Source organism: Streptomyces seoulensis, assembly GCF_022846655.1.
In the GTDB taxonomy this organism is placed as follows: domain Bacteria; phylum Actinomycetota; class Actinomycetes; order Streptomycetales; family Streptomycetaceae; genus Streptomyces.
Map to the genome: position 1 here is coordinate 151731 of NZ_AP025667.1, position 21475 is coordinate 173205.

Here is a 21475-nt window from a genome sequence, read left to right on the forward strand (position 1 = left end):
TAGGGCCCCGTACTACCCGAGACGGACCCCAAGACGGCTCTGAGGTCTGACGACCCGCGTGCTCCGCGTCACTACGGTCGAGTACGTGACTGTGATCGTGACCGAGAGCCTGAGCAAGCGGTTCCCACGGGTGACCGCGCTCGACCGGCTGTCCGTGGACATCGGACCCGGTGTGACGGGACTCGTCGGTGCCAACGGCGCCGGCAAGTCCACCCTGATCAAGATCCTGCTGGGTCTGTCCCCCGCCACCGAGGGCCGCGCCGCCGTGCTCGGCCTCGACGTGGCGACCGAAGGCGCCGCCATCCGCGAGCGCGTCGGCTACATGCCGGAGCACGACTGCCTGCCGCCCGACGTCTCGGCCACCGAGTTCGTCGTGCACATGGCGCGCATGTCCGGCCTGCCGCCCACCGCCGCCCGTGAGCGCACCGCCGACACCCTGCGCCACGTCGGGCTGTACGAGGAGCGCTACCGCCCCATCGGCGGCTACTCGACCGGCATGAAGCAGCGGGTCAAACTCGCCCAGGCGCTGGTGCACGACCCCCGGCTGGTCTTCCTGGACGAGCCGACCAACGGCCTCGACCCGGTCGGCCGGGACGAGATGCTCGGGCTGATCCGCCGCGTCCACACCGACTTCGGCATCTCGGTCCTGGTCACCTCCCACCTGCTGGGCGAGCTGGAGCGCACCTGCGACCACGTCGTGGTCGTCGACGGCGGCAAGCTGCTGCGGTCCAGCTCCACCACCGACTTCACCCAGTCCACCACGACGCTCGCCGTCGAGGTCACCGACAGCGACACCCACCCCGACGGCACCCGCGCCCTGCGCGAGGCGCTGCACGCGCGTGGCATCGACACCCACGACGACGGCGGCGGCCTGCCCGGCGCCGGCCACATCCTGCTGCTCACCGCCCAGGGCGAGGAGACGTACGACCTGGTGCGCGACACCGTCGCCGGACTCGGGCTTGGCCTGGTCCGGATGGAACAGCGGCGGCACCACATCTCCGAGGTGTTCACCCGCGACGAGCAGCGGAAGGAGGCAGTCGGCCATGGCGGTTGACCAGCCCGTCCCCACGGCACCGGCGCCCTCGGGCGACCAGTCCCGCATCCACGACATCGGCTACCGCGGCTACGACGGCCCCCGGCTCGGCCGCGCCTACGCCCGCCGCTCGCTGTACTCGCAGTCCCTGCGCGGCGCCTACGGCCTCGGCCGCTCGGCGAAGTCCAAGGTCCTGCCGATGCTGCTGTTCGCGGTGATGTGCGTGCCCGCCGCCATCATGGTCGCGGTCGCCGTCACCACCAAGGCGCACGACCTGCCGGTTCCCTACACCCGGTACGCGATCATCATGCAGGCCGTGATCAGCCTGTTCGTCGCCTCCCAGGCCCCGCAGTCCGTCTCCCGCGACCTGCGCTTCAAGACGGTCCCGCTGTACTTCTCGCGGCCCATCGAGACCGCCGACTACGTGCTCGCCAAGTTCGCGGCGCTCGCCTCGGCCCTGTTCATCCTCACCGGGGGCCCGCTGCTCGTGCTGTTCGTGGGCGCGCTGCTCGCCAAGATGGACGTGGCCCATCAGAGCGAGAAGTTCGGCCAGGGCGTGGTCGCGGTGGTCCTGCTCTCCCTGCTGTTCGCCGGGATCGGCCTGGTCATCGCCGCCGTCACGCCGCGCCGTGGCTTCGGCATCGCCGCCGTCATCGCCGTCATGACCATCTCCTACGGCGCCGTCTCCACCCTCCAGGCCATCGCCGACTCCCAGGGCAACAGCGGTTCGGTGCCGTGGATCGGCCTGTTCTCCCCGGTCACCCTGATCGACGGCGTCCAGTCCGCGCTGCTCGGCGGCAAGTCGTCGTTCCCCGGCGGCGTCGGCCCGTCCACGGGCGAGGGCTTCGTCTATCTGATCGTCGTCCTCGGCCTGATCGCCGCGAGCTACGGCCTCATGCTGCGCCGCTACAAGAAGGTGGGCCTGTGACCACGCTCCAGATCGACCACGTCTCCCGCTGGTTCGGCAACGTGGTGGCCGTCAACGACATCACCATGACCATCGGCCCCGGCGTGACGGGCCTGCTCGGCCCCAACGGTGCGGGCAAGTCCACCCTCATCAACATGATGGGCGGCTTCCTCGCCCCCTCGACCGGCACCGTCACCCTCGACGGACAGCAGGTCTGGCGCAACGAGTCGGTGTACAAGCACATCGGCATCGTCCCCGAGCGGGAGGCGATGTACGACTTCCTCACCGGGCACGAATTCGTTCTCGCCAACGCCGAGTTGCACGGTCTCGGCGCCAAGGCCGCCCAGCGCGCGCTCGCCACCGTCGAGATGGAGCACGCCCAGGACCGGAAGATCTCCACCTACTCCAAGGGCATGCGGCAGCGCGTGAAGATGGCCTCCGCGCTCGTCCACGACCCCTCGCTGCTGCTGCTCGACGAGCCGTTCAACGGCATGGACCCGCGCCAGCGCCTGCAGTTGATGGAGCTGCTGCGCGCCATGGGCGACGAGGGCCGCACCGTGCTGTTCTCCTCGCACATCCTGGAGGAGGTCGAACAGCTCGCCCGGCACATCGAGGTCGTCGTCGCCGGACGGCACGCGGCCAGCGGCGACTTCCGCAAGATCCGCCGCCTGATGACCGACCGTCCGCACCGCTACCTGGTGCGTTCCAGCGACGACCGCGCCCTCGCGGCCGCCCTGATCGCCGACCCGTCGACCGCGGGCATCGAGGTCGACGCCGTCGAGGGCGGCCTGATCGTCCAGGCCGTCGACTTCGGCCGCTTCACCACGCTGCTGCCCAAGGTCGCCAGCGACCAGGGCATCCGGCTCCTCACGGTCTCGCCCTCGGACGAGTCCCTGGAGTCCGTCTTCTCGTATCTCGTCGCGGCGTAGGAGGCCGAAGATGTACGACCCCACAGTCGCCCGGCTCACCTACCGGGCCCTGCTCGGCCGCCGCCGGGCTCTCGTCCTCGGCGCCCTGCCCCTGCTGCTCATCGTGATCTCGGTGGCCGTACGCGCCCTGACCGGCGCCGATGACCAGGTCGCCGCCGACGTGCTCGGCGGGTTCGCCCTCGCCACGATGGTGCCGATCATCGGCGTCATCGCGGGCACGGGCGCCATCGGACCGGAGATCGACGACGGCTCCGTGGTCTATCTGCTGTCCAAGCCGCTGAAGCGGCCGACGATCATCTTCACCAAGCTGATCGTCGCCATCGCGGTGACCATGGTGTTCTCCGCCCTGCCCACCCTGATCGCCGGGCTGATCCTCAACGGCAACGGCCAGCAGGTCGCCGTCGCCTACACGGTCGCCGCGCTCGTCGCGTCCATCGCCTACTCCGCGCTGTTCCTGCTGCTCGGCACGGTCTCGCGGCACGCGGTGGTCTTCGGGCTGGTCTACGCCCTGGTCTGGGAGGCGCTGTTCGGCTCCCTGGTGTCCGGCGCCCGCACCCTGAGCGTCCAGCAGTGGTCGCTCGCGGTCGCGCACAAGGTGGTCGGCAGCGACCTGATCACCTCCGACGTCGGCCTGCCCACCGCCACCGCCCTGCTGGTCGTGGTCACCGTCGCGGCCACCTGGTACGCCGGCCAGCGGCTGCGCGCGCTGACCCTGGCGGGCGAGGAGTAGGGGCCCTGTCGTCCGGCGCCGGCGTAATTCGCTGGCGCCGGTCTTCCGGGCCGGGGCACAGTGGGGGAGCGGACGCCGGGTCACCGAGCCCGGGCCGCTCCCGAACCGGGAGAGGAGCTGGACGACACCTCGTCCAGCTTCCGTCAGGACGGCCCCGAGCCGGCTCCGGTGTAGTCACTCCACCGTCGAGCCCGCTCCCGCACAGGGTCCGTCCGGGGCGGCCGCTTCGAGCACGCGATGTCGCTCTCGCGTGGGCCGCCCACCCGGAGGATCGGCAAAGAGGCAAGGCACCGGCTTCAGCCGCGCCTTGCCTCTTCGTCGTGGTTCAGCCGAGCAGTCGCTCCAGCACCAGCGCGATGCCGTCCTCCTCGTTGGAGGCGGTCACCTCGTCGGCCACGGCCTTCAGCTCCTCGTGGGCGTTGGCCATGGCCACGCTGTGCGCGGCCCAGCCGAACATCGGCACGTCGTTCGGCATGTCGCCGAAGGCGATCGTGTCGGCCGCCTTCAGCTTCAGCCGCCGGGCCGCCAGCGACAGCCCCGTGGCCTTGGACAGCCCGAGCGGCAGCAGCTCCACGATGCCCTCGCCCGCCATGACGACGGTGACGAAACCGCCTGCGGCGCGTGAGGCCGCGTCCGCCAGCTCGTCCGTGGACAGCGTCGGATGCTGGATGTAGATCTTGTTCAGCGGCGCTTCCCACAGGTCGGCAGCGTCCGTGAACGGCTTCCCCGGCAGCCGGCCGGTGACCGCGTAGCCGGGGCCGACCATGACCTCGCCGTCCAGGCCGTCCCGGCTCGCCGCCAGGTACAGCGGACCCACCTCGGCCTCGATCTTGGCCAGCGCCACGCCCGCCAACTGCCGGTCCAGCGTCACCGAGGTCAGCAGCCGGTGCTGTCCGGCGTCGTAGACCTGGGCGCCCTGGCCGCAGACGGCGAGGCCCTCGTAGCCGAGGTCGTCCAGTATGTGCCGGGTCCAGGGCACGGCCCGGCCGGTGACGACGATGTGCGCGGCGCCCGCGGCCGTGGCGGCGGCGAGCGCCTCACGGGTGCGCGGCGAGATCGTCTCGTCGCCGCGCAGCAGCGTGCCGTCCAGGTCGGTGGCGACCAGGCCGTAGGGGAAGGGGTTGCTCACTTGGCGACCGGCTCCAGGACTTCCCGTCCGCCCAGGTAGGGGCGCAGGACCTCGGGGACACGGACCGAGCCGTCGGGCTGCTGGTGGTTCTCCAGGATCGCCACGATGGTGCGCGGTACGGCGCACAGGGTGCCGTTGAGCGTGGCCAGCGGTCGGACCTGCTTGCCGTCGCGCATCCGGATCTGCAGCCGGCGGGACTGGTACTCGGTGCAGTCCGAGGTGGACGTCAGCTCGCGGTACTTGCCCTGGGTCGGGATCCACGCCTCGCAGTCGAACTTGCGGGCGGCGGAGGAGCCCAGGTCAGCGGTGGCCACGTCGATCACGCGGAACGGCAGCTCCAGCGAGGTCAGCCACTGCTTCTCCCACTCCAGCAGGCGCTGGTGCTCGGCCTCGGAGTCCTCGGGGGCGACGTAGGAGAACATCTCCACCTTGTCGAACTGGTGGACCCGGAAGATGCCGCGGGTGTCCTTGCCGTGCGAACCGGCCTCGCGGCGGAAGCAGGGGGAGAAGCCGGCGTAGCGCAGCGGCAGCCGGTCCGCGTCGATGATCTCGTCCATGTGGTACGCGGCGAGCGCCACCTCGGAGGTGCCGACCAGGTAGAGGTCGTCCTTGTCCAGGTGGTACACGTCCTGCGCGGCCTGGCCGAGGAAGCCGGTGCCCGCCATGGACTGGGGGCGCACCAGCGCCGGGGTCAGCATCGGGGTGAAGCCGGCCGCGGTGGCCTGCGCGATGGCCGCGTTGACCAGGGCCAGCTCCAGCAGGGCGCCGACGCCGGTGAGGAAGTAGAAGCGGGAGCCGGAGACCTTGGCGCCGCGCTCGGTGTCGATCGCGCCGAGGATCTGGCCGAGCTCCAGGTGGTCCTTGGGCTCGAAGCCCTCGGCGCCGAAGTCGCGGATCGTGCCGTGGGTCTCGAGGGTGACGAAGTCCTCCTCGCCGCCGACGGGGACACCGGGGTGGACGAGGTTGCCGAGACCGAGCAGCAGGCGCTGGGTCTCCGCGTCGGCCTCGTCGCGCTCGGCGTCGGCCGCCTTGACGTCGGCCTTGAGCTGCTCGGCGCGGCTGAGCAGCTCGGCCCGCTCCTCGGGAGTGGCCTTGGGGATCAGCTTGCCGAGCTGCTTCTGCTCGGCGCGCAGCTCGTCGAAGCGGACGCCTGAGGACCTGCGCCGCTCGTCGGCAGACAGGAGGGCGTCGACGAGCGCGACATCCTCTCCACGAGCACGCTGGGAAGCGCGCACACGGTCAGGGTCCTCACGAAGCAGGCGAAGGTCAATCACAGGGGCAAGGCTACCGGTGCCCGCCGGCCGGCCGGGACCCGTGTCCCCAATGACGCAGAGTGAGCGGAGTGGCCCGAGAGGTCGATTACGGTTCCCTTTTTCCCGTCCGGTCGGCCGGAGAGCCGGACTCCCTTGCGGCGCACGGCACTTGTCCACAGAGATCCACACCGCGGGAAGAGTTATCCACAGGCTGTGCGAACTGTCTGTGGATTTTGGAATTGATCATTCCGAGCCCGTTGGCATCCCCGAAGAATTCCCGGTTCAAACTCCTGGTACAGACACTTTCGGGTGGAAAGTGGTCGCCCCAAAAGATGAATCAAAGGAAACGGGTGGACGAAGAGTGATCCGGGCTGGGCTGAATGCACCTGAGCGCTGTGAGCCGATTTGTCGACCGCATGGGTGTTGTTGTCGACTTGTCCCCAGGTCGAGAAGCGGACCTGTGGATAACTTCTGTGGATAACGAGACCCCTGCTAGAAACGGCCGTCCTGGCAGCGCGTCACCCAGTCGGACGCCGCGAGGAACTCCTGATCCGAGGTGCCCGGCAGCATCGGCCGAGCCCCGCCCGGCGCGATGTCGGCGCGCGGATAGGAACCCAGGAAACGCACCTGGAGACAGATTCGCTTCAGCCCCATCAGCGCCTCCGCCATCCGCCGGTCGGAGATGTGCCCCTCGGCGTCCACGCAGAAGCAGTAGTTGCCGATACCCGCGCCGGTCGGCCGGGACTGGAGCAGCATCAGGTTGATGCCACGGGTGGCGAACTCACCCAGGAGATCACGCAGCGCGCCGGGGTGGTCGTCCCGCTGCCACAGCACCACCGAGGTCTTGTCGGCACCGGTCGGCGCGGCGGGCCGGGCGGGCCGGCCGACCAGCACGAACCGGGTCTGCGCGTTCTCCGCGTCGTGGATGCCGGTCTCCAGCGGCACCAGGCCGTACCGCGCCGCCGCGAACTCGCCCGCGAAGGCCGCGTCGTACCGGCCCTCCTGGACCAGGCGGGCGCCGTCCGCGTTCGAGGCGGCCGACTCCCACAAGGCGTCCGGGAGGTGGGCCCGCATCCAGTTGCGGACCTGGGGCTGGGCGGCGGGATGCGCGGTGACCGTCTTGATGTCGGCGAGCTTCGTGCCCGGCCGGACCAACAGCGCGAAGGTGATCGACAGCAGCACCTCGCGGTAGATCGTGAGCGGCTCCCCCGCGACGAGTTCGTCCAGGGTGGTGGTGATCCCGCCCTCGACCGAGTTCTCGATCGGCACGAACGCGGCCTCCGCGTCCCCGGTGCGCACCGCGTCCAGCGCGGACTGCACCGAGACGTACGGGATCAGCTCGCGGGTGGCCGCCTCCGGAAGAGTGCGGAGGGCGACTTCGGTGAAGGTGCCTTCGGGACCGAGATACGCGTAGCTCGCTGGCATGCCCTCACCCTAATGGCCGTGCCGGAACCCGGCTCGACCGTCTCACCACGGCCACCCTTCCGGGTGGTTTCGATCCCGGACGCCTGCGAAGACGGCGTCCACGGTGCTCGGCCGGCGTCAGCCCTCCAGCAGCCGCTGCCCCACGTACTCGCCCTTCGCCGCGCCGCCCGGCACCGCGAAGAGCCCGCTGGCCTCGTGCCGCAGATACCGCGACAGCGCGTCGCCCCGGTCGAGCTTGCGCTGCACCGGCACGAAGCCGCGCAGCGGATCGGCCTGCCAGCAGATGAACAGCAGCCCGGCGTCGGGCGTGCCGTCGGCGTCGAAGCCGTCGTGGAAGGAGAACGGGCGCCGCAGCATCGCCGCCCCGCCGTTCTGGTCGGGCCGGGTGATCCGGGCGTGCGCGTTGAGCGGGACGACGTACTCGCCCTGCGCGTCCGCCTTCTCCAGGTCCATCGGCGTTCTCTCCCCGCCGCCGGACAGCGGGCCGCCGTCCGACTTGCGGCGGCCGATCACCGCCTCCTGGGCCGGGCGCGCGAGCTTCTCCCAGTCGTCCAGGAGCATGCGGATGCGGCGGACGACCGCGTAGGAGCCGTTCGCCATCCAGCCGGGCTCGCCCGAGGCCGGCACGAAGATCCGCCGGTCGAAGTCGGGCTCGGCGGGCTCGGGATTGCGGGTGCCGTCGATCTGGCCCATGAGGTTGCGCGTGGTCATGGGGCGTTCGGTGGTGCCGGGGGAGCGGTTGAAGCCGTTCATCTGCCAGCGGACGCGGGCCGCGTCGCCCGCCTCCTTCTGGAGCGTGCGCAGGGCGTGGAAGGCGACCAGGGCGTCATTGGCGCCGATCTGCACCCAGAGGTCGCCCTCGCCGCGCTTCTTGTCGAGATGGTCGGCGGAGAAGTCGGGCAGCGGGTCCAGCGCGGCCGGCCGCTGCCTCTCCAGACCGGCGCGGGCGAAGAAGCTGTGCCCGAAGCCGAAGGTGACGGTCAGCGAGGAGGGCCCGGCGTCGCGGGCCACATCGGTGTCGTCGTGCGGGGCACTCTCGCCCGCCATCAGCCGCTCGGCCGCCGCCGACCAGCGGCGCAGCAGGGCCGCCGCCTCCTTGCGGCCCGCGCCAGGCTTCAGATCGAAGGCGACGAGATGACCGTGGGCCTGGAGCGCGTCGGTGATGCCGGGCTGATGTTTCCCGTGAAACATCGCGCGGTCGGAGCCGATCGAGGTGAGCGGCGTGGCCGGTGCGGGCGCGGCCGCGTATCCCACGGCGCCGCCCGCCGCACCGAGCACGAGGCCGGTGGCCCCGGCGGTGCCGAGCAGTGTGCGCCGGGAGACACCCCGGCCCTGCTCGGGCGGGGCCGGGGGTGCCGTGGCTTCCGGGGTGCGGGCCTGGGGGACGGACGGGTCGGGCATGGTGCGGTTCAGCCGATCTGCGCGTTCTTGGAGACGGTCACCTGGTCGATGTCGGAGGTCCGTACGGTGACGGCGACCTCCCAGTCCCCCGCCATGGGGACCTGCACACCGCTCGACGCCCAGTGGCCGGTGGTGATGTGTTCCGGGGCCACGGGGAGCGGCCCGACCTTCTTCGCCTTCAGGGTGAGGGCGACCTTGACCTCGGGGATGTCGTACGGGCGGCCGTCGGGCCGCTGGACGTAGAGGTGCATCTCGTTGGCGCCGACGCGGGCGGGGTCGAGGTCGATCCGGACCAGGCCCTTGCCGTTCTTGCCGCCGGTGTCGAAGGGCATGTCGAGGGTCAGGGCGCCGGAGGTGTCGGCCGGGGAACTGGCGGCGGGCGCGGACGCCGCCCTGGCCTCCTGCTCGGTGCGGCCCGGCTCGGTCTGGGTGAGCGCGGTGGTGACGGCGAGCAGGACGACGGCGACGGACGCCTCGGCGAGCACCGAGCGGCGCAGTCCGGAGCGGTTCGGGTCGGCGTCGCGCAGCCGCTTGCGCCGGGCGGTGTCGATCGCGTCCCGCTGCCGGGCGAGCTGGGCGGCCCGGCCGGCGTCGGCGTCCGCCGAAGGGGCGGCTCCGGCAGAAGCCTTGCCCTTCCCCGCCTGCCCGGCGGTAGCGGTGCCGGCCGGCACGGGGACGGAGAGGGACGCCTGCTCAGGGACGTCGGCCCGCTCGGCGCCGGGGGTGGTGGCGAGGGGCGTCCGCTCCCGCGCCTCGGCCTGCGGGGCATCCGTGGTCGCCTCGGACCCCGCCTCGGCTTCGGCCGTACCCTGCTCCGCCAGCCTCCCCGTCCACCGCCGCGAGATCCACGCCAGCCCCACCATGACCGCCACGAGCCCCAGCTTGACCAGCAGCAGTTGCCCGTACCGGGTGTCCGTGAAGGCCGACCAGGAGCCGAGCTGGCGCCAGGACTGGTAGACGCCCGTCGCGACCAAGGCCAGAACGGAGGCGAAGGCGAGCCGCGAGAAGCGCCGCACGGCATCCGTCCCGAGGGGGGTGTCGGCGGGCGCCCGGTACAGGGCGACGAGCAGGGCGGTCAGCCCGCCGAACCAGCAGGCGACGGCGAGCAGATGGACGATGTCGACGGGCATGGCGATGCCGGGCTGGAGCCCGGTGGAGGCGTGCTCGGCCATGGCCCAGCTCGCCGCGAGCCCGGCCGCGACGACGATCCCGCCGATGGCGAGCCCGAAGCCCAGGTCACGCCGTTCCGCGGCCGCTTCCTCCGCGGTGCCCTCAGCGTCCTCAGCGCCCTCCTCTTCCTCCCGCCGCGCGTAGGCGCCGAAGAGGACGGCGACGAACAGCGCGGCGGCGGCGAGCAGCAGCAGCCGGGAGACCAGCGCGGCACCCGTCTTGGTCTGGAGCACCTGGCCGAGCAGGTCCAGGTCGAAGACGTCCCCGAGCTTGCCGGAGGAGGTGTACGAGCCACGCAGGAGCAGCAGCCCCAGGGTGGCCGCGGTGAGCGTCAGCCAGCCGCCGACCACGAGCCGCTGCAGCGCCCGGACGCCCGCGCCCTCCCGCCAGCAGGCCAGCACGAAGGCGGCGCCGCCGACCAGCACGATGAAGCCCGCGTAGGAGAGGTACCGGCCGAAGGAGTACAGCCCGCCCACGGCTCCGCCGCCCGCTCCCGCCCCGGTGTCGGAGACGACGGTGCGCGAGGGCGCGCCGATGGAGAAGGTGTAGGCCCCGGCGACGGGGTGGCTGTCGGCGGAGACGACCTGGTAGGCCACCGTGTACGTGCCGTCGGCCAGCCCCGCGCGCAGCCGCACCGAGTACGTGGTGCCGCTGACGTTCGCGGGCTTGCCGGACTGGACCGGCTTGCCCTTGGGGTCCAGGACGCGCAGGGAGCCGTCGCCCAACGCCACCTGCTCGGAGAAGGTGAGCGAGATCTGGGTGGGCGCCCGGTCGACCACCACTCCCTGCGCGGGGTCGCTGCCGGTCAGCGCGGCGTGCGCGGAGGCGGGCGCGGCGCCCGCGAACAGCGCACCGGTGACGGCGAGAAGCAGCAGTACCAGGGTGCGCAGCCGGGGGGTGATGGTCCGCGTCAAGGTGGTCCCTCCCTCAGTGTCCGGTCGACGGGTTGTACGTGGCGGACCGCACCGGCATCTCGACGGTGAGCGGACCGGACTTGGCGAAGCCCAGCTTCAGGGTGACGGTCTGGCCCTGCAGGGGCTTCCGCTCGAGCTTCTCGAACATCAGGTGGTTGGCGCCGCTCCGGAAGACGAGCCGGCCGTGGGCGGGCACCTCGAAGGACGTGCGCTCGACCATGGTCCCCCCGCTGGTGCTGTGCATGGTGACCTTGCCGATGGTGCTGCTGACCGAGGTCAGCTCGTCCTGCTCGCCGCCCTTGTTGGTGACGGTGAGGAAGCCGGCGGCCATGTCGGCGGCGACCGGCTGCGGCATGTAGGCGGCGCTCACGGACAGCTCCGGCTCGCCGGAATCCCGGTCGGAACCGCATCCGGCGAGGGCCAGGGCGGCGGCGAGGGCGGCGACGGGTAGCGCGGCCCGCCTCACGGCTTCGCCCCGCGCACGAGCCGGGGCAGGTCCTTGGTCCAGTCGTCGACGGTGGCGTCCTCGCCGTAGAGGACGTAGCCGCCGTCCGTCTTCGGGGAGAAGGCGATGACCTGGGTGCCGTGGACGGAGACGGTCTTGCCGTTCTTGTCCTTGGAGGTCGGCTCGACGGAGATGCCGACGGAGCGGGCGCCCGCCTGGATGGTGGAGAAGTCGCCGGTCAGGCCGGTGAAGCGCGCGTCGATGCTCTTGAGCCACTTGCCCAGCTCGGCCGGGGTGTCGCGGCCGGGGTCGGTGGTGACGAAGACGACGCGCAGGTCGTCCTGCTCGGCCTTGGGCAGCGCCTTCATGGCGACGGCGATGTTGCTCATCGTCGTGGGGCACACGTCGGGGCAGTGGGTGTAGCCGAAGTAGACGAGGGTCGGGTGGCCCTTGGTCGCGGCACGCAGGTCGTACTTCTTGCCGTGGGTGTCGGTGAGGACCAGGTCGGGCTTGGTGAAGGGCTGGTCGAGGACGGTGGCGGCCTTGTCGGAGCCGGACTCCTCGGAGACCACGGAGACGGGCGAGGAGGCGTCGTCACCGCCGCCGCACGCGGACAGGGTGAAGGCGGCGGCGGCCAGCAGCGCGGCCGCGGCCAGGGTCTTCTTGCGCGGAGAAAGCATGGAGAGATGTCCCAGGGGGTCGAGAACTGCCGTGTGCGCCGGGGCCGTACCGGGCGGGCACGGCCCCGGCGCACACGGATCAGAGGAGGGTCAGGCGGTGCGGCGGCGGCCCGCGAGGACGCCGTAGGCCACGCCCGCGACGCCGATCACGATGCCGACGATGCCCAGCACGCGGGCGGTGGTGTCGGTGCCGTCGGAGTCGGCGGCGGCCGTCGCCTCATGGGCGTCGTCCTTGTCGCCGGCCTTGGCGTCGTCGTCACCGGCGGCGGCCGCGGTGCCGTGGTGGTCGTCGGTCGCGGCGGACAGCTCCAGCGTCGGGGCCGGGTTCTCCGGCTCCTCCTGGCCCTCCTGCGGCACCTCGATCCAGCGGACGACCTCCTTGTTGGAGTACGTCTGGATCGCCTTGAAGACGAGCTGGTCGGCGTCCTCGGGCAGGGCACCGAGCGAGAGCGGGAACTTCTGGAAGTAGCCGGGCTGGATGCCCTTGCCGTCGGCGGTCCAGGTGACCTTGGTGACGGCCTCGCCGATCTTCTCGCCGTGCATGGTGAGCGGCTTGTCCAGCTTGGACTTGGTCACCTTCACGCTCCAGCCCGGCACCGGCTGCGGCATGACGGAGGCCAGCGGGTGGTCGGCGGGCAGGTTGACCTCGAGCTTGGTGGTGGAGGCGTTGTCGCGCTCGTTGGGCACCTTGAAGTCCACGGTGGCGTAGCCGCCCTTGGCCGCGACACCCTCCGGCTGCACGCTGACGTGCGCGAAGGCGGGGACCGAGACGGCGAGGACGGTCGCGCCCGCGACGGCGACGGCGGCGGTGACACGGGAGGCGGTACGGGAGATCTGCATGCTGGGGAAACTCCGCTCTTGAGCGAGATCCGGTGCTGAGCCCGGTGACGGTGAGGGGTGCGCGCGTCTCCTTCAGGCGCACGCGCGCGTGCCGCATGACAGCGGCCTCTCCCCTCCTCGTACGTACGGGAGCGGTGGTCGCGTCAGGCGGCGAGACGGAACGCGTCGGCGGGTGGTCCGCGCCGGATCACCGAGTGCTGGAGTGCCGCGCCCCGCGGGGCGGGCGCCTCGTCCCGGCCGGTGCGGCGCACGCGCGGGACCGGCCCGGTCGCGGGCAGCAGCCCGGCGTACAGGGCGCGGGTCAGCGCGAGGGCAGCGCGCAGGGAGCGGACGAGCGCGCCCTCCGCGACACCGTGCGTCGACAGCTCGATCAGCCGCAGCACGGCGAGGTCGCCCCGGCGCAGCAGCCAGCTCACGGCGAGGGCCGCGAGGAGGTGACCGAGAAGCATCGGTACCGAGGGCAGCCCGGTGGCCGGGGAACCGGCCAGGTCGTAGGCGTGCCCGCCGGCCGGTGCCTGGTCCGTGAAGCGGCCCGAGGCGTCGATCAGGCGCGCGTCGAGCAGCAGGCGGTAGGCGTGGCCGGGGGTGAGGGTGGCCGGGCCGGACCCGCACAGCAACTGCGCGGCCCGCTGGACCATCTCGTCGCTCGCCGCGCCGGAGTGCGCGGCGCCCATCGAACCCATGGAGCCCATCGACCCCATGGAACCCATGGCGCCCATCGGCGCCCCGCCCGTCGCCGCCGTGTGCTGGCCGAGGCCGAACAGCGTGTGCAGGGCCAGTTGGCCGAGGGCGAGGAGCGCGGCGATGGCGGGCACCGAGCGGGCCCGTCCGGCGAGCGGCGCCATGACCAGCAGGGAGCCCAGGAACCCGGCGCCGAGCGTCCACAGCGGGACGTTCGCGCAGGAGGCCACGGTGTGTCCCGCGGCGGCCAGCACGACACAGACCGCGGCGAAGACCGCGGCCCGCAGAAGCCGGACGCGGGGTCCGGGTCGCGCCGTGCGCGGGTGAGGGGCACTCATGGCGGGGCTCATCATCGCACTGCGCCCGCCGCACCCCCGAGGCAGGGCCGCCGGATCGCGCCACGGCCGGGACGCGCGCTCCCGCGGCGTCCGTACGTCATACCCCGATTCGTCCCGGTGCACATCGACCATATGGGCGGCATCACGTCATCGGCGGGCTTACCGGCGCTCACGCGCGGCAATAGGTAACGGTATGTCGAGCCGCGGCCAGGAGGCTGGAGCATGAGCATCTGGTGGTCACTCCATCTGCGCCGCGATGCCGCGAGTGTCCCGCTCGCCCGGCGGCTGCTGATCGGCACCATGGAGACCGCCGGTGTCGACCCGGACGTCTCCTACGACATCTCCGTGGCCCTGACCGAGGCGTGCGCCAACGCCGTCGAGCATGGCGGGGCATCGCGCGGGGAGCGCTCGGAGGCGTACCGGGTGACCGCCTATCTGGACGGCGAGAAGTGCCGTATCGAGGTGGCCGACTCCGGTCCCGGCGTCGCGTCCGCCCCGCAGACCCTGGGCATCCGGATGGCCCGCGTGGACGCCGAGGACGGGCGGGGCCTGTGTCTGATCCGGGAGCTGACCGACCACGTCCACATCGGTGCCCGGCCGGGCCGCACGGGGACCGTGGTCAGCTTCGACAAGACCCTGAAGTGGAAGAAGGACCCTTCCCTGCTCACGGCCTGAGCGGCGGAAGACGAACGGCCGGGCACCCGCTGGGGATGCCCGGCCATCGGTGTGGTCGTCAGCCCTTGAGCGACGCCATCCACGCCTCGACCTCGTCGGAGCGGCGCGGCAGGCCCGCCGAGAGGTTCCGGTTGCCGTCGGTGGTGACGAGGATGTCGTCCTCGATCCGGACGCCGATGCCCCGGTACTCCGCGGGCACGGTCAGGTCGTCGGCCTGGAAGTACAGGCCGGGCTCGACGGTGAGGACCATGCCGGGCTCCAGCGTGCCGTCGACGTAGGTCTCGGTACGGGCGACCGCGCAGTCGTGGACGTCCATGCCGAGCATGTGGCCGGTGCCGTGCAGGGTCCAGCGGCGCTGGAGGCCCAGCTCCAGGACACGCTCGACCGGGCCCTCGACCAGGCCCCACTCCACGAGCTTCTCGGCGAGCACGCGCTGGGAGGCGTCGTGGAAGTCGCGGAACTTGGCGCCGGGCTTCACCGCCGCGATGCCGGCCTCCTGGGCCTCGTACACCGCGTCGTAGATCTTGCGCTGGAGGTCGGTGTAGGTGCCGTCGACCGGGAGGGTGCGGGTGACGTCGGCGGTGTAGAGGGTGTGGGTCTCCACGCCCGCGTCGAGCAGCAGCAGGTCGCCGGAGCGGACCGGGCCGTCGTTGCGCACCCAGTGCAGGGTGCAGGCGTGCGCGCCGGAGGCGCAGATCGAGCCGTAGCCGATGTCGTTGCCCTCCACGCGCGCGCGGAGGAAGAAGGTGCCCTCGATGTAGCGCTCGGACGTGGCCTCGGCCTTGTCGAGGACCTTCACCACGTCCTCGAAGCCGCGCACGGTGGAGTCGACGGCCTTCTGCAGCTCGCCGACCTCGAAGTCGTCCTTGACCAGGCGGGCCTCGGAGAGGAAGACGCGCAGTTCCTCGTCGCGCTCGGCGGTGACCTTGTCGGTCAGGGCCGACTCGATCCCGGCGTCGTGGCCGCGCACCACGCGGACCGGGCCGGTGGCCTCGCGCAGTTCGCCGGCCAGCTCGCGGACGTCGGCGGCGGGGATGCCGTACAGCGCCTCGGACTCGGTGAGGGAGTGGCGGCGGCCGACCCACAGCTCGCCCTGGCCGGAGAGCCAGAACTCGCCGTTCTCGCGGTCGGAGCGGGGCAGCAGGTAGATGGTCGCGCGGTGGCCCCCGGCGGCCGGCTCCAGGACCAGGACGCCGTCCTCGCTCTGGTTGCCGGTGAGGTAGGCGTACTCGGTGGAGGCGCGGAAGGCGTACTCGGTGTCGTTCGAGCGGGTCTTCAGGTTGCCCGCGGGGATCACCAGGCGCTCGCCGGGGAAGCGGGCGGACAGCGCGGCGCGGCGGCGGGCGGTCTCGGCGGCCTGCGGGACGGGCGCCAGGTCACGCAGCTCGGTGTCGGCCCAGCCGGAGCGCATGTTCTCCGCCAGCTCGTCGGAGACACCGGGGTAGAGGCCGTTCTTTCGCTGCTTGATGGGCTCCTCGGCCTCGGTGGCCTCGTCGGGAACGGCCGGGTTGAGCTCGTCGGACACTGATCCTCCTCGGTACGGCGTGTGGTCTCCCCCAGGGGGCACGCGGCGCTCGCGTCCATGCCCGAGCAGGGGTGCCTCCATCATCGTACGTTCGTACCGAAACCGGACCGGTCGTGCTCATGTCGGTCTCGCTCAGTCGAAGCGGGCCGCCAGCAGGACCACGTCCTCGTCATCGCCGGTGCCGTCGTCCGGCAGGAGGGTGCGCAGGACGTGGTCGGCGACGGCTCCGGGGTCGCCGCGCAGGGCGCGCGGCACGCCCGCCGCGGCCGAGTGCAGCCGCGCGAAGGCCCGGTCCATCGCCTCGCCGGTACGCTGCAGCAGCCCGTCGGTGTAGAGCAGCACCGTCTCCCCGGGCTCGACGCGGAACTCCACGCTGGGCGCCTCCCAGCAGGCGAGCATGCCGAGCGGGGCGGACAGGGAGGTCTCGACGTACTCGGTGCGCCGCTCCCCGGTCAGCAGCGGCGGACTGTGCCCGGCGCCGGCCAGGGTGATCCGGCGTGCGGCGGGCTCGCAGTAGGCGAACAGGGCGGTGGCCGAGCGGGCGGGCTCGGTCAGCCGCAGCAGCAGCTCCAGGTCGGACAGGACGGCCACCGGGTCCTCGCCCTCCATCACGGCGTAGGCCCGCAGGGAGGCGCGGAGCCGGCCCATCGCGGCGACGGCACCCGGACCGCTGCCGGTGGCCGAGCCCACGGAGAGGCCGAGGGCGGCGTCGGGCAGCGGCAGCGCGTCGTACCAGTCGCCGCCGCCGCGCGGGCCGGTGCGGTGCCGCACGGCGAGCTGGACGCCGGGGAGACGGGGCAGCCGGGAGGGCAGCAGTTCCTCGGTGAGGGTCGCCGCGCACGCGCGCGTGCGCTCCACCTCCAGCAGCAGGGCGAGGTGTTGGGCGGCCTGGCGGAGGTAGCGGCCGACCAGATGTCGGTGGTGTTCGTCGGGGGCGGCCGGTTCGTCGTAGAGCCAGACGGCGGCGCCGAGGTGGGCGCTGTCGGTGGTCAGCGGCAGGGCGTAGCTGGCGGCGTAGCCGAGGCGGGCGGCGACCTCTCGGTGACGGGGGTCGAGTCCGGGCTCGGCGAACAGGTCGGCGTGGACGGCCGGGCCGCCGGTGCCGTCGGTCAGCAGGGCGTCACGCGGGACGGTCTCGATGTGACCGAGGTCGGCGCGGCCGAGGCCGAGGCCGAGGGAGGTGCGGGGGCCGAGTCCGTCGCCGGGTTCCAGCGCGACCAGACCGCGCCGGGCGCCCACGAGGGCGGCACCGGCGCGCAGCAGTTCCTCAAGTGCGTCCTGCAGTGCGGACGTTCTGCACATCCGCTCGGTCAGCTCATGAAGGGTGGTGAGGTCGGAGACCCAGCCGGCCAGTTGGTCCTGGAGCAGGCTGCCGGGGGCGTCCGGGGCGGCGACGGGGGGCGGGGTACCTGCCGGGACGTCCGGTGCGGGACCGGCTTCCGGGGCGGGCGGTGCGGGCGCGACAGTGTGGGCTGGAGTGGGAACCGTGGGATCGATTCCGGCCACTTTCGGAGGGTGAGGGGCATTCATGGCGTCCGGCTCTCGGACCGGTGCGTCTTACTGAAAAGCATCGCAAACCCCCATGTGATTCTGCGCCGCTAGCAGTGTCTCCACATGTACACGCACTCGTGAGGGGATGTCCAGCATTGTCCTGCGGGGATTCCTGGTGTTGGCGGGGCCGGAAGGGATTGCCCGGAACCCCTTGTACTACTGGCAAGTTGGCTGGAAACTGCCTCGGGTGGAGCTTCATTGCGGTCGACTGGCCCTGCTCGACGGAGCGTCACCACGGTCGTGATGGGTACGTAATCGAGAGAAGGCCAGGGGCGGCCGAGGCCGCCCGGAACCTGGCGAAGGACCCGGACGTCATAACCACCGACGACCGAGCCCCATCCTCCCGTGGCGGAGGCGGAGAGAAACACGCGCGACGGCAAAACGCCAGACTTCGCCACCCCCGTGCCGTGTCCGTGCTCCTGAAGAACCGCACGTCGGACGCGACAGATGCTCCATCCCTGGGGGTTCCCCTCGCCGTACGCGAGGGCGTGATGCGCCAACAGGTACGCACAGTGAAGTGATCCACACATGTTGTGATGTCCACGGTGTTGCCAGCGGTGCAACGGAAAGGAACGAGCGCTCATGCGCGAGATCCTCGGAAGGCGGCACGGACTCCCGTCCCGGCGGGACGACGACGGCCCGGAGCCGATCGACGCGGCCTCGACCTTCGCGGCGACGTGGCGGTGGCCCGTGGTGCCGGGCGCGGCCCCCGACCCGCAGGGCCCGACGGGCTGCTCCTGCTCCGACCCCGGATGCACGGTGCCCGGCGCCCACCCCGGTGACCCCGGCCTCCTCGCGGCCACGACCGACGCCCGCATGGTGCGCTGGTGGTGGACGAGCCGGCCGGACGCGCCGGTCGTCCTCGCCACCGGCGGCCAGGCGCCCTGCGCGGTCAGCCTGCCCGCCGAGGCCGGCGCCCGTGCGCTCGCGCTGCTCGACCGGCGCGGCATGCGGCTCGGCCCGGTCGTCGCCGCCCCGCACCGCTGGGCGATCCTCGTGAAGCCCTACTCGATGGAGCAGTTGGGCGAACTGCTGTACGCCAAGGACTTCGTCCCCGGCTCGCTCCGCTTCCACGGCGAGGGCGGTTATCTCGCCCTTCCGCCCTCCGCGACCGGCCAGGGCGAGGTCCGCTGGGAGCGCGCCCCGCTGCCCGGCTCCGCTTCCCCCTGGGTGCCCGACGTGGAGGCCGTGGTGGACACGGTGGTCGACGCCCTCACTCGTACGGGTGTGAGCGCGCCCGAGTTGTAGGGGTGTCGTGGGCGCACGGGGCCGGACGGCCGGGTGCGCTCGTTATCTTCCGGCCATGCTGCGAAATCACCGGCCCCGCGTGGACGGGCCGGGAGCCGGACCGCTCCGTACCTCCGCCCTGGCGGCCCTCGTGGCGGCCGCGTTGCTGCTGCCGCTGACCGTGGCCTCGGCCGGGCAGGTGGGCGGGGCCGACACGGTGGGGCGTGCACCCGCGCGGGCCGGGGGCTCGCCCGCTTCTTCCGCGAGCCCCTCCCCGGACCGGGTCACCTCCGCGCGCTGCGGACCCGAAATCGCCTCGCCGGACGGGCTGGAGGCGCAGACCTGTGTGCTGACGCGGGGCGGCGACACCTGGGCGCGGGTCTACTACCGCAACACCACCGGCGATGCCGTGGACGCCGTGCTGAGCCTGCTGGGGCCGGACGGCCGCGCCGTACGCACGACCTGCGCCACCGGCGCGGACGACGCTCCGGCCACCTGTGAGACGCCCCGCGAACGCGCGCGGGGTGTGGCGGCCGCCTACACGGCGGTCTCCGAGTTCGCGCGCGGCACCGAAGGTCCGCTGCTGCTCCGCGCGGGCAGCAACTCCGTTGACACAAACGGGAGTTGAGGATCAGTTACGGCTGATCCGGCCGGGCGCGGGCATGGAAAGGCCCGGTTGCTGGCGACGGGGGATGCACCAGCAACCGGGCTACTGGAACGGTAACAAGAGATCGGCGGTTCGCAAATTCGGACCGGCCCATTCGGACACCGATTCGCTTGACACACCGGGGAGTTGTGACAGGAGTCACCCGTTCCGCGCGGCCTCGGCCCGGGTCAGCTCAGGGTGACCTGGCGGTTGGTGAGACCGCCGCGCGCCCGGCGCTCCTCGGGGGTGAGCGGCTCGGTGACCGCGAGGGCCGCGGCGAGCCGCTCGGCGAACTCGGCGGCCGGCTTCTCGATCTCCTCGGCACCGACCCCGCTCGGCAGGTCCCACACCGGCACGGTCAGGCCGTGCGCGCGGAACGAGCCGACCAGCCGGGTGCCCTCGCCCAGGCTGGAGGTGCCCGCCGTGTGCAGCCGGGCCAGCGCGTCGAGCAGGTGCTCCTCCTCGTGCGGCATCACCCAGCGCAGGTGGTTCTTCTCCGGGGTCTCGCACCAGTACGCGGCGTCCACGCCGGACAGCTTCACCGTGGGGATCGCGGCGGAGTTGGCCCGCTCCAGGGAGGCGGACACCTCCGGGGTGGCGTTCTCCGCGTCCGGCACCCAGAACTCGAAGCCGCTGTGCACGACCGGCTCGAACGCGGCGCCGTCGTCCAGCAGGTCCTGGAGCCGGGGGGTGCCGGAGGGGGCGCGGCGGCCCTCGACCGGGGTGCCGGGCTCGGCCACCAGGGCACGCTGGAGCGTGTCGGCGAGGTCGCGGCTGATGTCGCCGGAGGCGGTGTCGTTCTGCAGGCCGAGCAGCACCGAGCCGTCGTCGCGGCGCAGCGCGGGCCACGCCATCGGCAGCACGGTGGCCAGCGTGACCGAGGGGACGCCCTCGGGCAGGCCGTCCTTCAGGGTCAGTTCGACGGTGGCGGCCGGGACCAGCTCGCGCAGCGCCACCCAGTCGCACTCGCTCGCCAGGCCCTCGAACGGGCGCTGCACCAGCTCGGTCACCGCGTGCGCGGCCGCGCGGCCGTGGCACGCCTTGTAGCGGCGGCCGCTGCCGCAGGGGCACGCCTCGCGGGCGCCGACGACCGGAACCTCGCCCTCGGCCCCGTGCGGCTGCGGGCGCTTGCCCTTGGTCTGGGGTCGCTTCTTGGCCATCGTGGCTGTCTCCCGGTTACGGCTGGTCTCGTACGGGCGGGAGCCTAGTCGTTCGGGCCGCGGGCCACGGGAACCTGTGGACGACGGGGGCGCGATCCGGCGGCGCCTGTGGACAACCGCCTTTTCCGCGCCGCCCGTTCAGTCCAGGGCCTCAAAGGTGTCCGTGAAGCCCAGTTCGGCCAGCGCGGCGACCGGCGGGGCGGTGGTGACGCGCGTAGCGAAAGATTCGCGCGGGCCGCCGGCATCGGGATCGTGCACGTCGGCGTGGACCACGACCCAGACCGTGACCTCGCCCGGTACGTCGTCCCGTACACCCCAGTCGTCGGCGAGCGCGTCGATGATGCTCAGGCCCCGGCCGCCGTGCGCGGTGACCGAGGGGGTGGCCGGAGCCGGGCGGGTCGGGCCGCCGCCGTCCGTCACCTCCACGATGAGCCGTCCGCGCGGGTCGATCCGCCAGGCCGCGCGCACCGCGCCGTCCCCGGCCCGGGCCCCGCCCAGCGGGCGCCCGTGTGTGCACGCGTTGCTCAGCAGTTCCGACAGAATCAGTGCGGCGTCGTCCACGACCGTCTCCGGGACCCCGCCGCCGAGCAGTTGCGCCCGCATCCGGTGTCTCGCCTTCCCCACGCCCGCAGGGCCATGAGGTACGGCCATGCTCGACGACGCGGGCACCTCCTGTGCCACCACCAACGCCACCCCCGAGACCTCCTTCGCCCCACGCCACGGTGTGGATGCCCCAATGGCCTGTACCGGAAACCGGCCAGTCTCGTTCCGGCGACGCATTCGCAACGTCCTTGCGGGAAGCGAACGCGCCGGAGC

The 21475-nt window shown here is 72.4% G+C and carries 20 protein-coding genes; 7 read left to right on the top strand and 13 right to left on the bottom strand.

Features of this window, described 5'->3' with window-relative positions; all coding sequences use genetic code 11:
- The first annotated feature begins 91 nt into the window (after positions 1 to 91).
- The 4 genes from HEK131_RS00695 to HEK131_RS00710 are packed head-to-tail and all read left to right on the top strand — an operon-like array spanning position 92 to position 3599.
- The gene (locus HEK131_RS00695) at positions 92 to 1054 is read left to right on the top strand and encodes an ABC transporter ATP-binding protein (RefSeq protein WP_217463613.1); all 963 of its coding nucleotides are present in this window, start codon (positions 92 to 94) and stop codon (positions 1052 to 1054) included.
- The gene (locus HEK131_RS00700; RefSeq protein ID WP_161150819.1) at positions 1044 to 1961 is read left to right on the top strand and encodes an ABC transporter permease subunit; all 918 of its coding nucleotides are present in this window, start codon (positions 1044 to 1046) and stop codon (positions 1959 to 1961) included. The genes HEK131_RS00695 and HEK131_RS00700 overlap by 11 nt, the downstream gene beginning before the upstream one ends.
- On the top strand, positions 1958 to 2869 hold the full coding sequence (locus tag HEK131_RS00705; protein WP_161150820.1) for an ABC transporter ATP-binding protein: 912 nt from the start codon (positions 1958 to 1960) through the stop codon (positions 2867 to 2869). The genes HEK131_RS00700 and HEK131_RS00705 overlap by 4 nt, the downstream gene beginning before the upstream one ends.
- A 10-nt stretch (positions 2870 to 2879) precedes the next feature.
- Positions 2880 to 3599: an ABC transporter permease gene (locus tag HEK131_RS00710; RefSeq protein WP_161150821.1), complete on the top strand. Its 720-nt coding sequence runs from the start codon at positions 2880 to 2882 to the stop codon at positions 3597 to 3599.
- 325 nt (positions 3600 to 3924) lie between these two features.
- Here HEK131_RS00710 and HEK131_RS00715 read toward each other — a convergent pair whose 3' ends face one another.
- The 9 genes from HEK131_RS00715 to HEK131_RS00755 all read right to left on the bottom strand — a co-directional run bounded on the left by HEK131_RS00715 (position 3925) and on the right by HEK131_RS00755 (position 13875).
- A complete protein-coding gene (locus tag HEK131_RS00715) occupies positions 3925 to 4728 on the bottom strand; it encodes an HAD family hydrolase (RefSeq protein WP_244333242.1) in 804 nt (267 codons plus the stop codon).
- Complete coding sequence (serS, locus tag HEK131_RS00720; protein ID WP_217463480.1) at positions 4725 to 6002, bottom strand: serine--tRNA ligase; 1278 nt, start codon at positions 6000 to 6002, stop codon at positions 4725 to 4727. The genes HEK131_RS00715 and serS overlap by 4 nt, the downstream gene beginning before the upstream one ends.
- A gap of 471 nt (positions 6003 to 6473) precedes the next feature.
- On the bottom strand, positions 6474 to 7406 hold the full coding sequence (gene pheA, locus HEK131_RS00725; protein WP_161150824.1) for a prephenate dehydratase: 933 nt from the start codon (positions 7404 to 7406) through the stop codon (positions 6474 to 6476).
- A gap of 117 nt (positions 7407 to 7523) precedes the next feature.
- The gene (gene efeB / locus HEK131_RS00730; protein ID WP_244333243.1) at positions 7524 to 8807 is read right to left on the bottom strand and encodes an iron uptake transporter deferrochelatase/peroxidase subunit; all 1284 of its coding nucleotides are present in this window, start codon (positions 8805 to 8807) and stop codon (positions 7524 to 7526) included.
- Positions 8808 to 8815: 8 nt separating this feature from the next.
- Entirely contained in the window at positions 8816 to 10891 is a 2076-nt protein-coding gene (locus HEK131_RS00735; RefSeq protein WP_244333244.1) for a copper resistance CopC/CopD family protein, read from the bottom strand.
- Positions 10892 to 10904: 13 nt separating this feature from the next.
- Entirely contained in the window at positions 10905 to 11357 is a 453-nt protein-coding gene (locus tag HEK131_RS00740) for a copper chaperone PCu(A)C (protein ID WP_244333245.1), read from the bottom strand.
- Positions 11354 to 12016, bottom strand: a complete 663-nt coding sequence (locus HEK131_RS00745) for an SCO family protein (RefSeq protein WP_217463476.1) — start codon at positions 12014 to 12016, stop codon at positions 11354 to 11356. Before HEK131_RS00745 ends, HEK131_RS00740 begins: the two co-directional genes overlap by 4 nt.
- A gap of 90 nt (positions 12017 to 12106) precedes the next feature.
- On the bottom strand, positions 12107 to 12856 hold the full coding sequence (locus HEK131_RS00750) for a YcnI family copper-binding membrane protein (RefSeq protein WP_217463475.1): 750 nt from the start codon (positions 12854 to 12856) through the stop codon (positions 12107 to 12109).
- Positions 12857 to 12999: 143 nt separating this feature from the next.
- The gene (locus tag HEK131_RS00755) at positions 13000 to 13875 is read right to left on the bottom strand and encodes a hypothetical protein (RefSeq protein ID WP_244333246.1); all 876 of its coding nucleotides are present in this window, start codon (positions 13873 to 13875) and stop codon (positions 13000 to 13002) included.
- 222 nt (positions 13876 to 14097) lie between these two features.
- Between HEK131_RS00755 and HEK131_RS00760 the strand changes: the two genes are divergently transcribed.
- A complete protein-coding gene (locus tag HEK131_RS00760; RefSeq protein ID WP_217463473.1) occupies positions 14098 to 14550 on the top strand; it encodes an ATP-binding protein in 453 nt (150 codons plus the stop codon).
- Between the two features lie 58 nt (positions 14551 to 14608).
- Here HEK131_RS00760 and HEK131_RS00765 read toward each other — a convergent pair whose 3' ends face one another.
- On the bottom strand, positions 14609 to 16075 hold the full coding sequence (locus HEK131_RS00765; RefSeq protein WP_217463472.1) for an aminopeptidase P family protein: 1467 nt from the start codon (positions 16073 to 16075) through the stop codon (positions 14609 to 14611).
- Between the two features lie 132 nt (positions 16076 to 16207).
- Positions 16208 to 17605 (bottom strand): PP2C family protein-serine/threonine phosphatase, encoded by a 1398-nt coding sequence (locus HEK131_RS00770; RefSeq protein ID WP_244333247.1) that lies wholly within the window; start codon positions 17603 to 17605, stop codon positions 16208 to 16210.
- 603 nt (positions 17606 to 18208) lie between these two features.
- Here HEK131_RS00770 and HEK131_RS00775 point away from each other — a divergent pair.
- On the top strand, positions 18209 to 18874 hold the full coding sequence (locus HEK131_RS00775) for a bifunctional DNA primase/polymerase (protein WP_217463470.1): 666 nt from the start codon (positions 18209 to 18211) through the stop codon (positions 18872 to 18874).
- Positions 18875 to 18929: 55 nt separating this feature from the next.
- Complete coding sequence (locus HEK131_RS00780; protein WP_244333248.1) at positions 18930 to 19481, top strand: hypothetical protein; 552 nt, start codon at positions 18930 to 18932, stop codon at positions 19479 to 19481.
- Between the two features lie 206 nt (positions 19482 to 19687).
- Here HEK131_RS00780 and HEK131_RS00785 read toward each other — a convergent pair whose 3' ends face one another.
- Together HEK131_RS00785 and HEK131_RS00790 are read right to left on the bottom strand one after the other, a co-directional pair.
- The gene (locus HEK131_RS00785) at positions 19688 to 20659 is read right to left on the bottom strand and encodes a DUF5926 family protein (RefSeq protein WP_217463469.1); all 972 of its coding nucleotides are present in this window, start codon (positions 20657 to 20659) and stop codon (positions 19688 to 19690) included.
- A gap of 138 nt (positions 20660 to 20797) precedes the next feature.
- On the bottom strand, positions 20798 to 21439 hold the full coding sequence (locus tag HEK131_RS00790) for an ATP-binding protein (RefSeq protein ID WP_244333249.1): 642 nt from the start codon (positions 21437 to 21439) through the stop codon (positions 20798 to 20800).
- Between the last annotated feature and the right edge of the window lie 36 nt (positions 21440 to 21475).

Bases quoted from the DNA above. Each gene is read 5' to 3' on its own strand.
- HEK131_RS00755 (WP_244333246.1), bottom strand. From the start codon at position 13,875: ATGAGTGCCCCTCACCCGCGCACGGCGCGACCCGGACCCCGCGTCCGG.
- efeB (WP_244333243.1), bottom strand. From the start codon at position 8,807: ATGCCCGACCCGTCCGTCCCCCAGGCCCGCACCCCGGAAGCCACGGCA.
- HEK131_RS00780 (WP_244333248.1), top strand. From the start codon at position 18,930: ATGCTGCGAAATCACCGGCCCCGCGTGGACGGGCCGGGAGCCGGACCG.
- HEK131_RS00775 (WP_217463470.1), top strand. From the start codon at position 18,209: ATGCGCGAGATCCTCGGAAGGCGGCACGGACTCCCGTCCCGGCGGGAC.
- HEK131_RS00745 (WP_217463476.1), bottom strand. From the start codon at position 12,016: ATGCTTTCTCCGCGCAAGAAGACCCTGGCCGCGGCCGCGCTGCTGGCC.
- HEK131_RS00770 (WP_244333247.1), bottom strand. From the start codon at position 17,605: ATGAATGCCCCTCACCCTCCGAAAGTGGCCGGAATCGATCCCACGGTT.
- HEK131_RS00750 (WP_217463475.1), bottom strand. From the start codon at position 12,856: ATGCAGATCTCCCGTACCGCCTCCCGTGTCACCGCCGCCGTCGCCGTC.
- HEK131_RS00700 (WP_161150819.1), top strand. From the start codon at position 1,044: ATGGCGGTTGACCAGCCCGTCCCCACGGCACCGGCGCCCTCGGGCGAC.
- HEK131_RS00790 (WP_244333249.1), bottom strand. From the start codon at position 21,439: ATGCGTCGCCGGAACGAGACTGGCCGGTTTCCGGTACAGGCCATTGGG.
- pheA (WP_161150824.1), bottom strand. From the start codon at position 7,406: ATGCCAGCGAGCTACGCGTATCTCGGTCCCGAAGGCACCTTCACCGAA.
- HEK131_RS00710 (WP_161150821.1), top strand. From the start codon at position 2,880: ATGTACGACCCCACAGTCGCCCGGCTCACCTACCGGGCCCTGCTCGGC.
- HEK131_RS00785 (WP_217463469.1), bottom strand. From the start codon at position 20,659: ATGGCCAAGAAGCGACCCCAGACCAAGGGCAAGCGCCCGCAGCCGCAC.
- HEK131_RS00760 (WP_217463473.1), top strand. From the start codon at position 14,098: ATGAGCATCTGGTGGTCACTCCATCTGCGCCGCGATGCCGCGAGTGTC.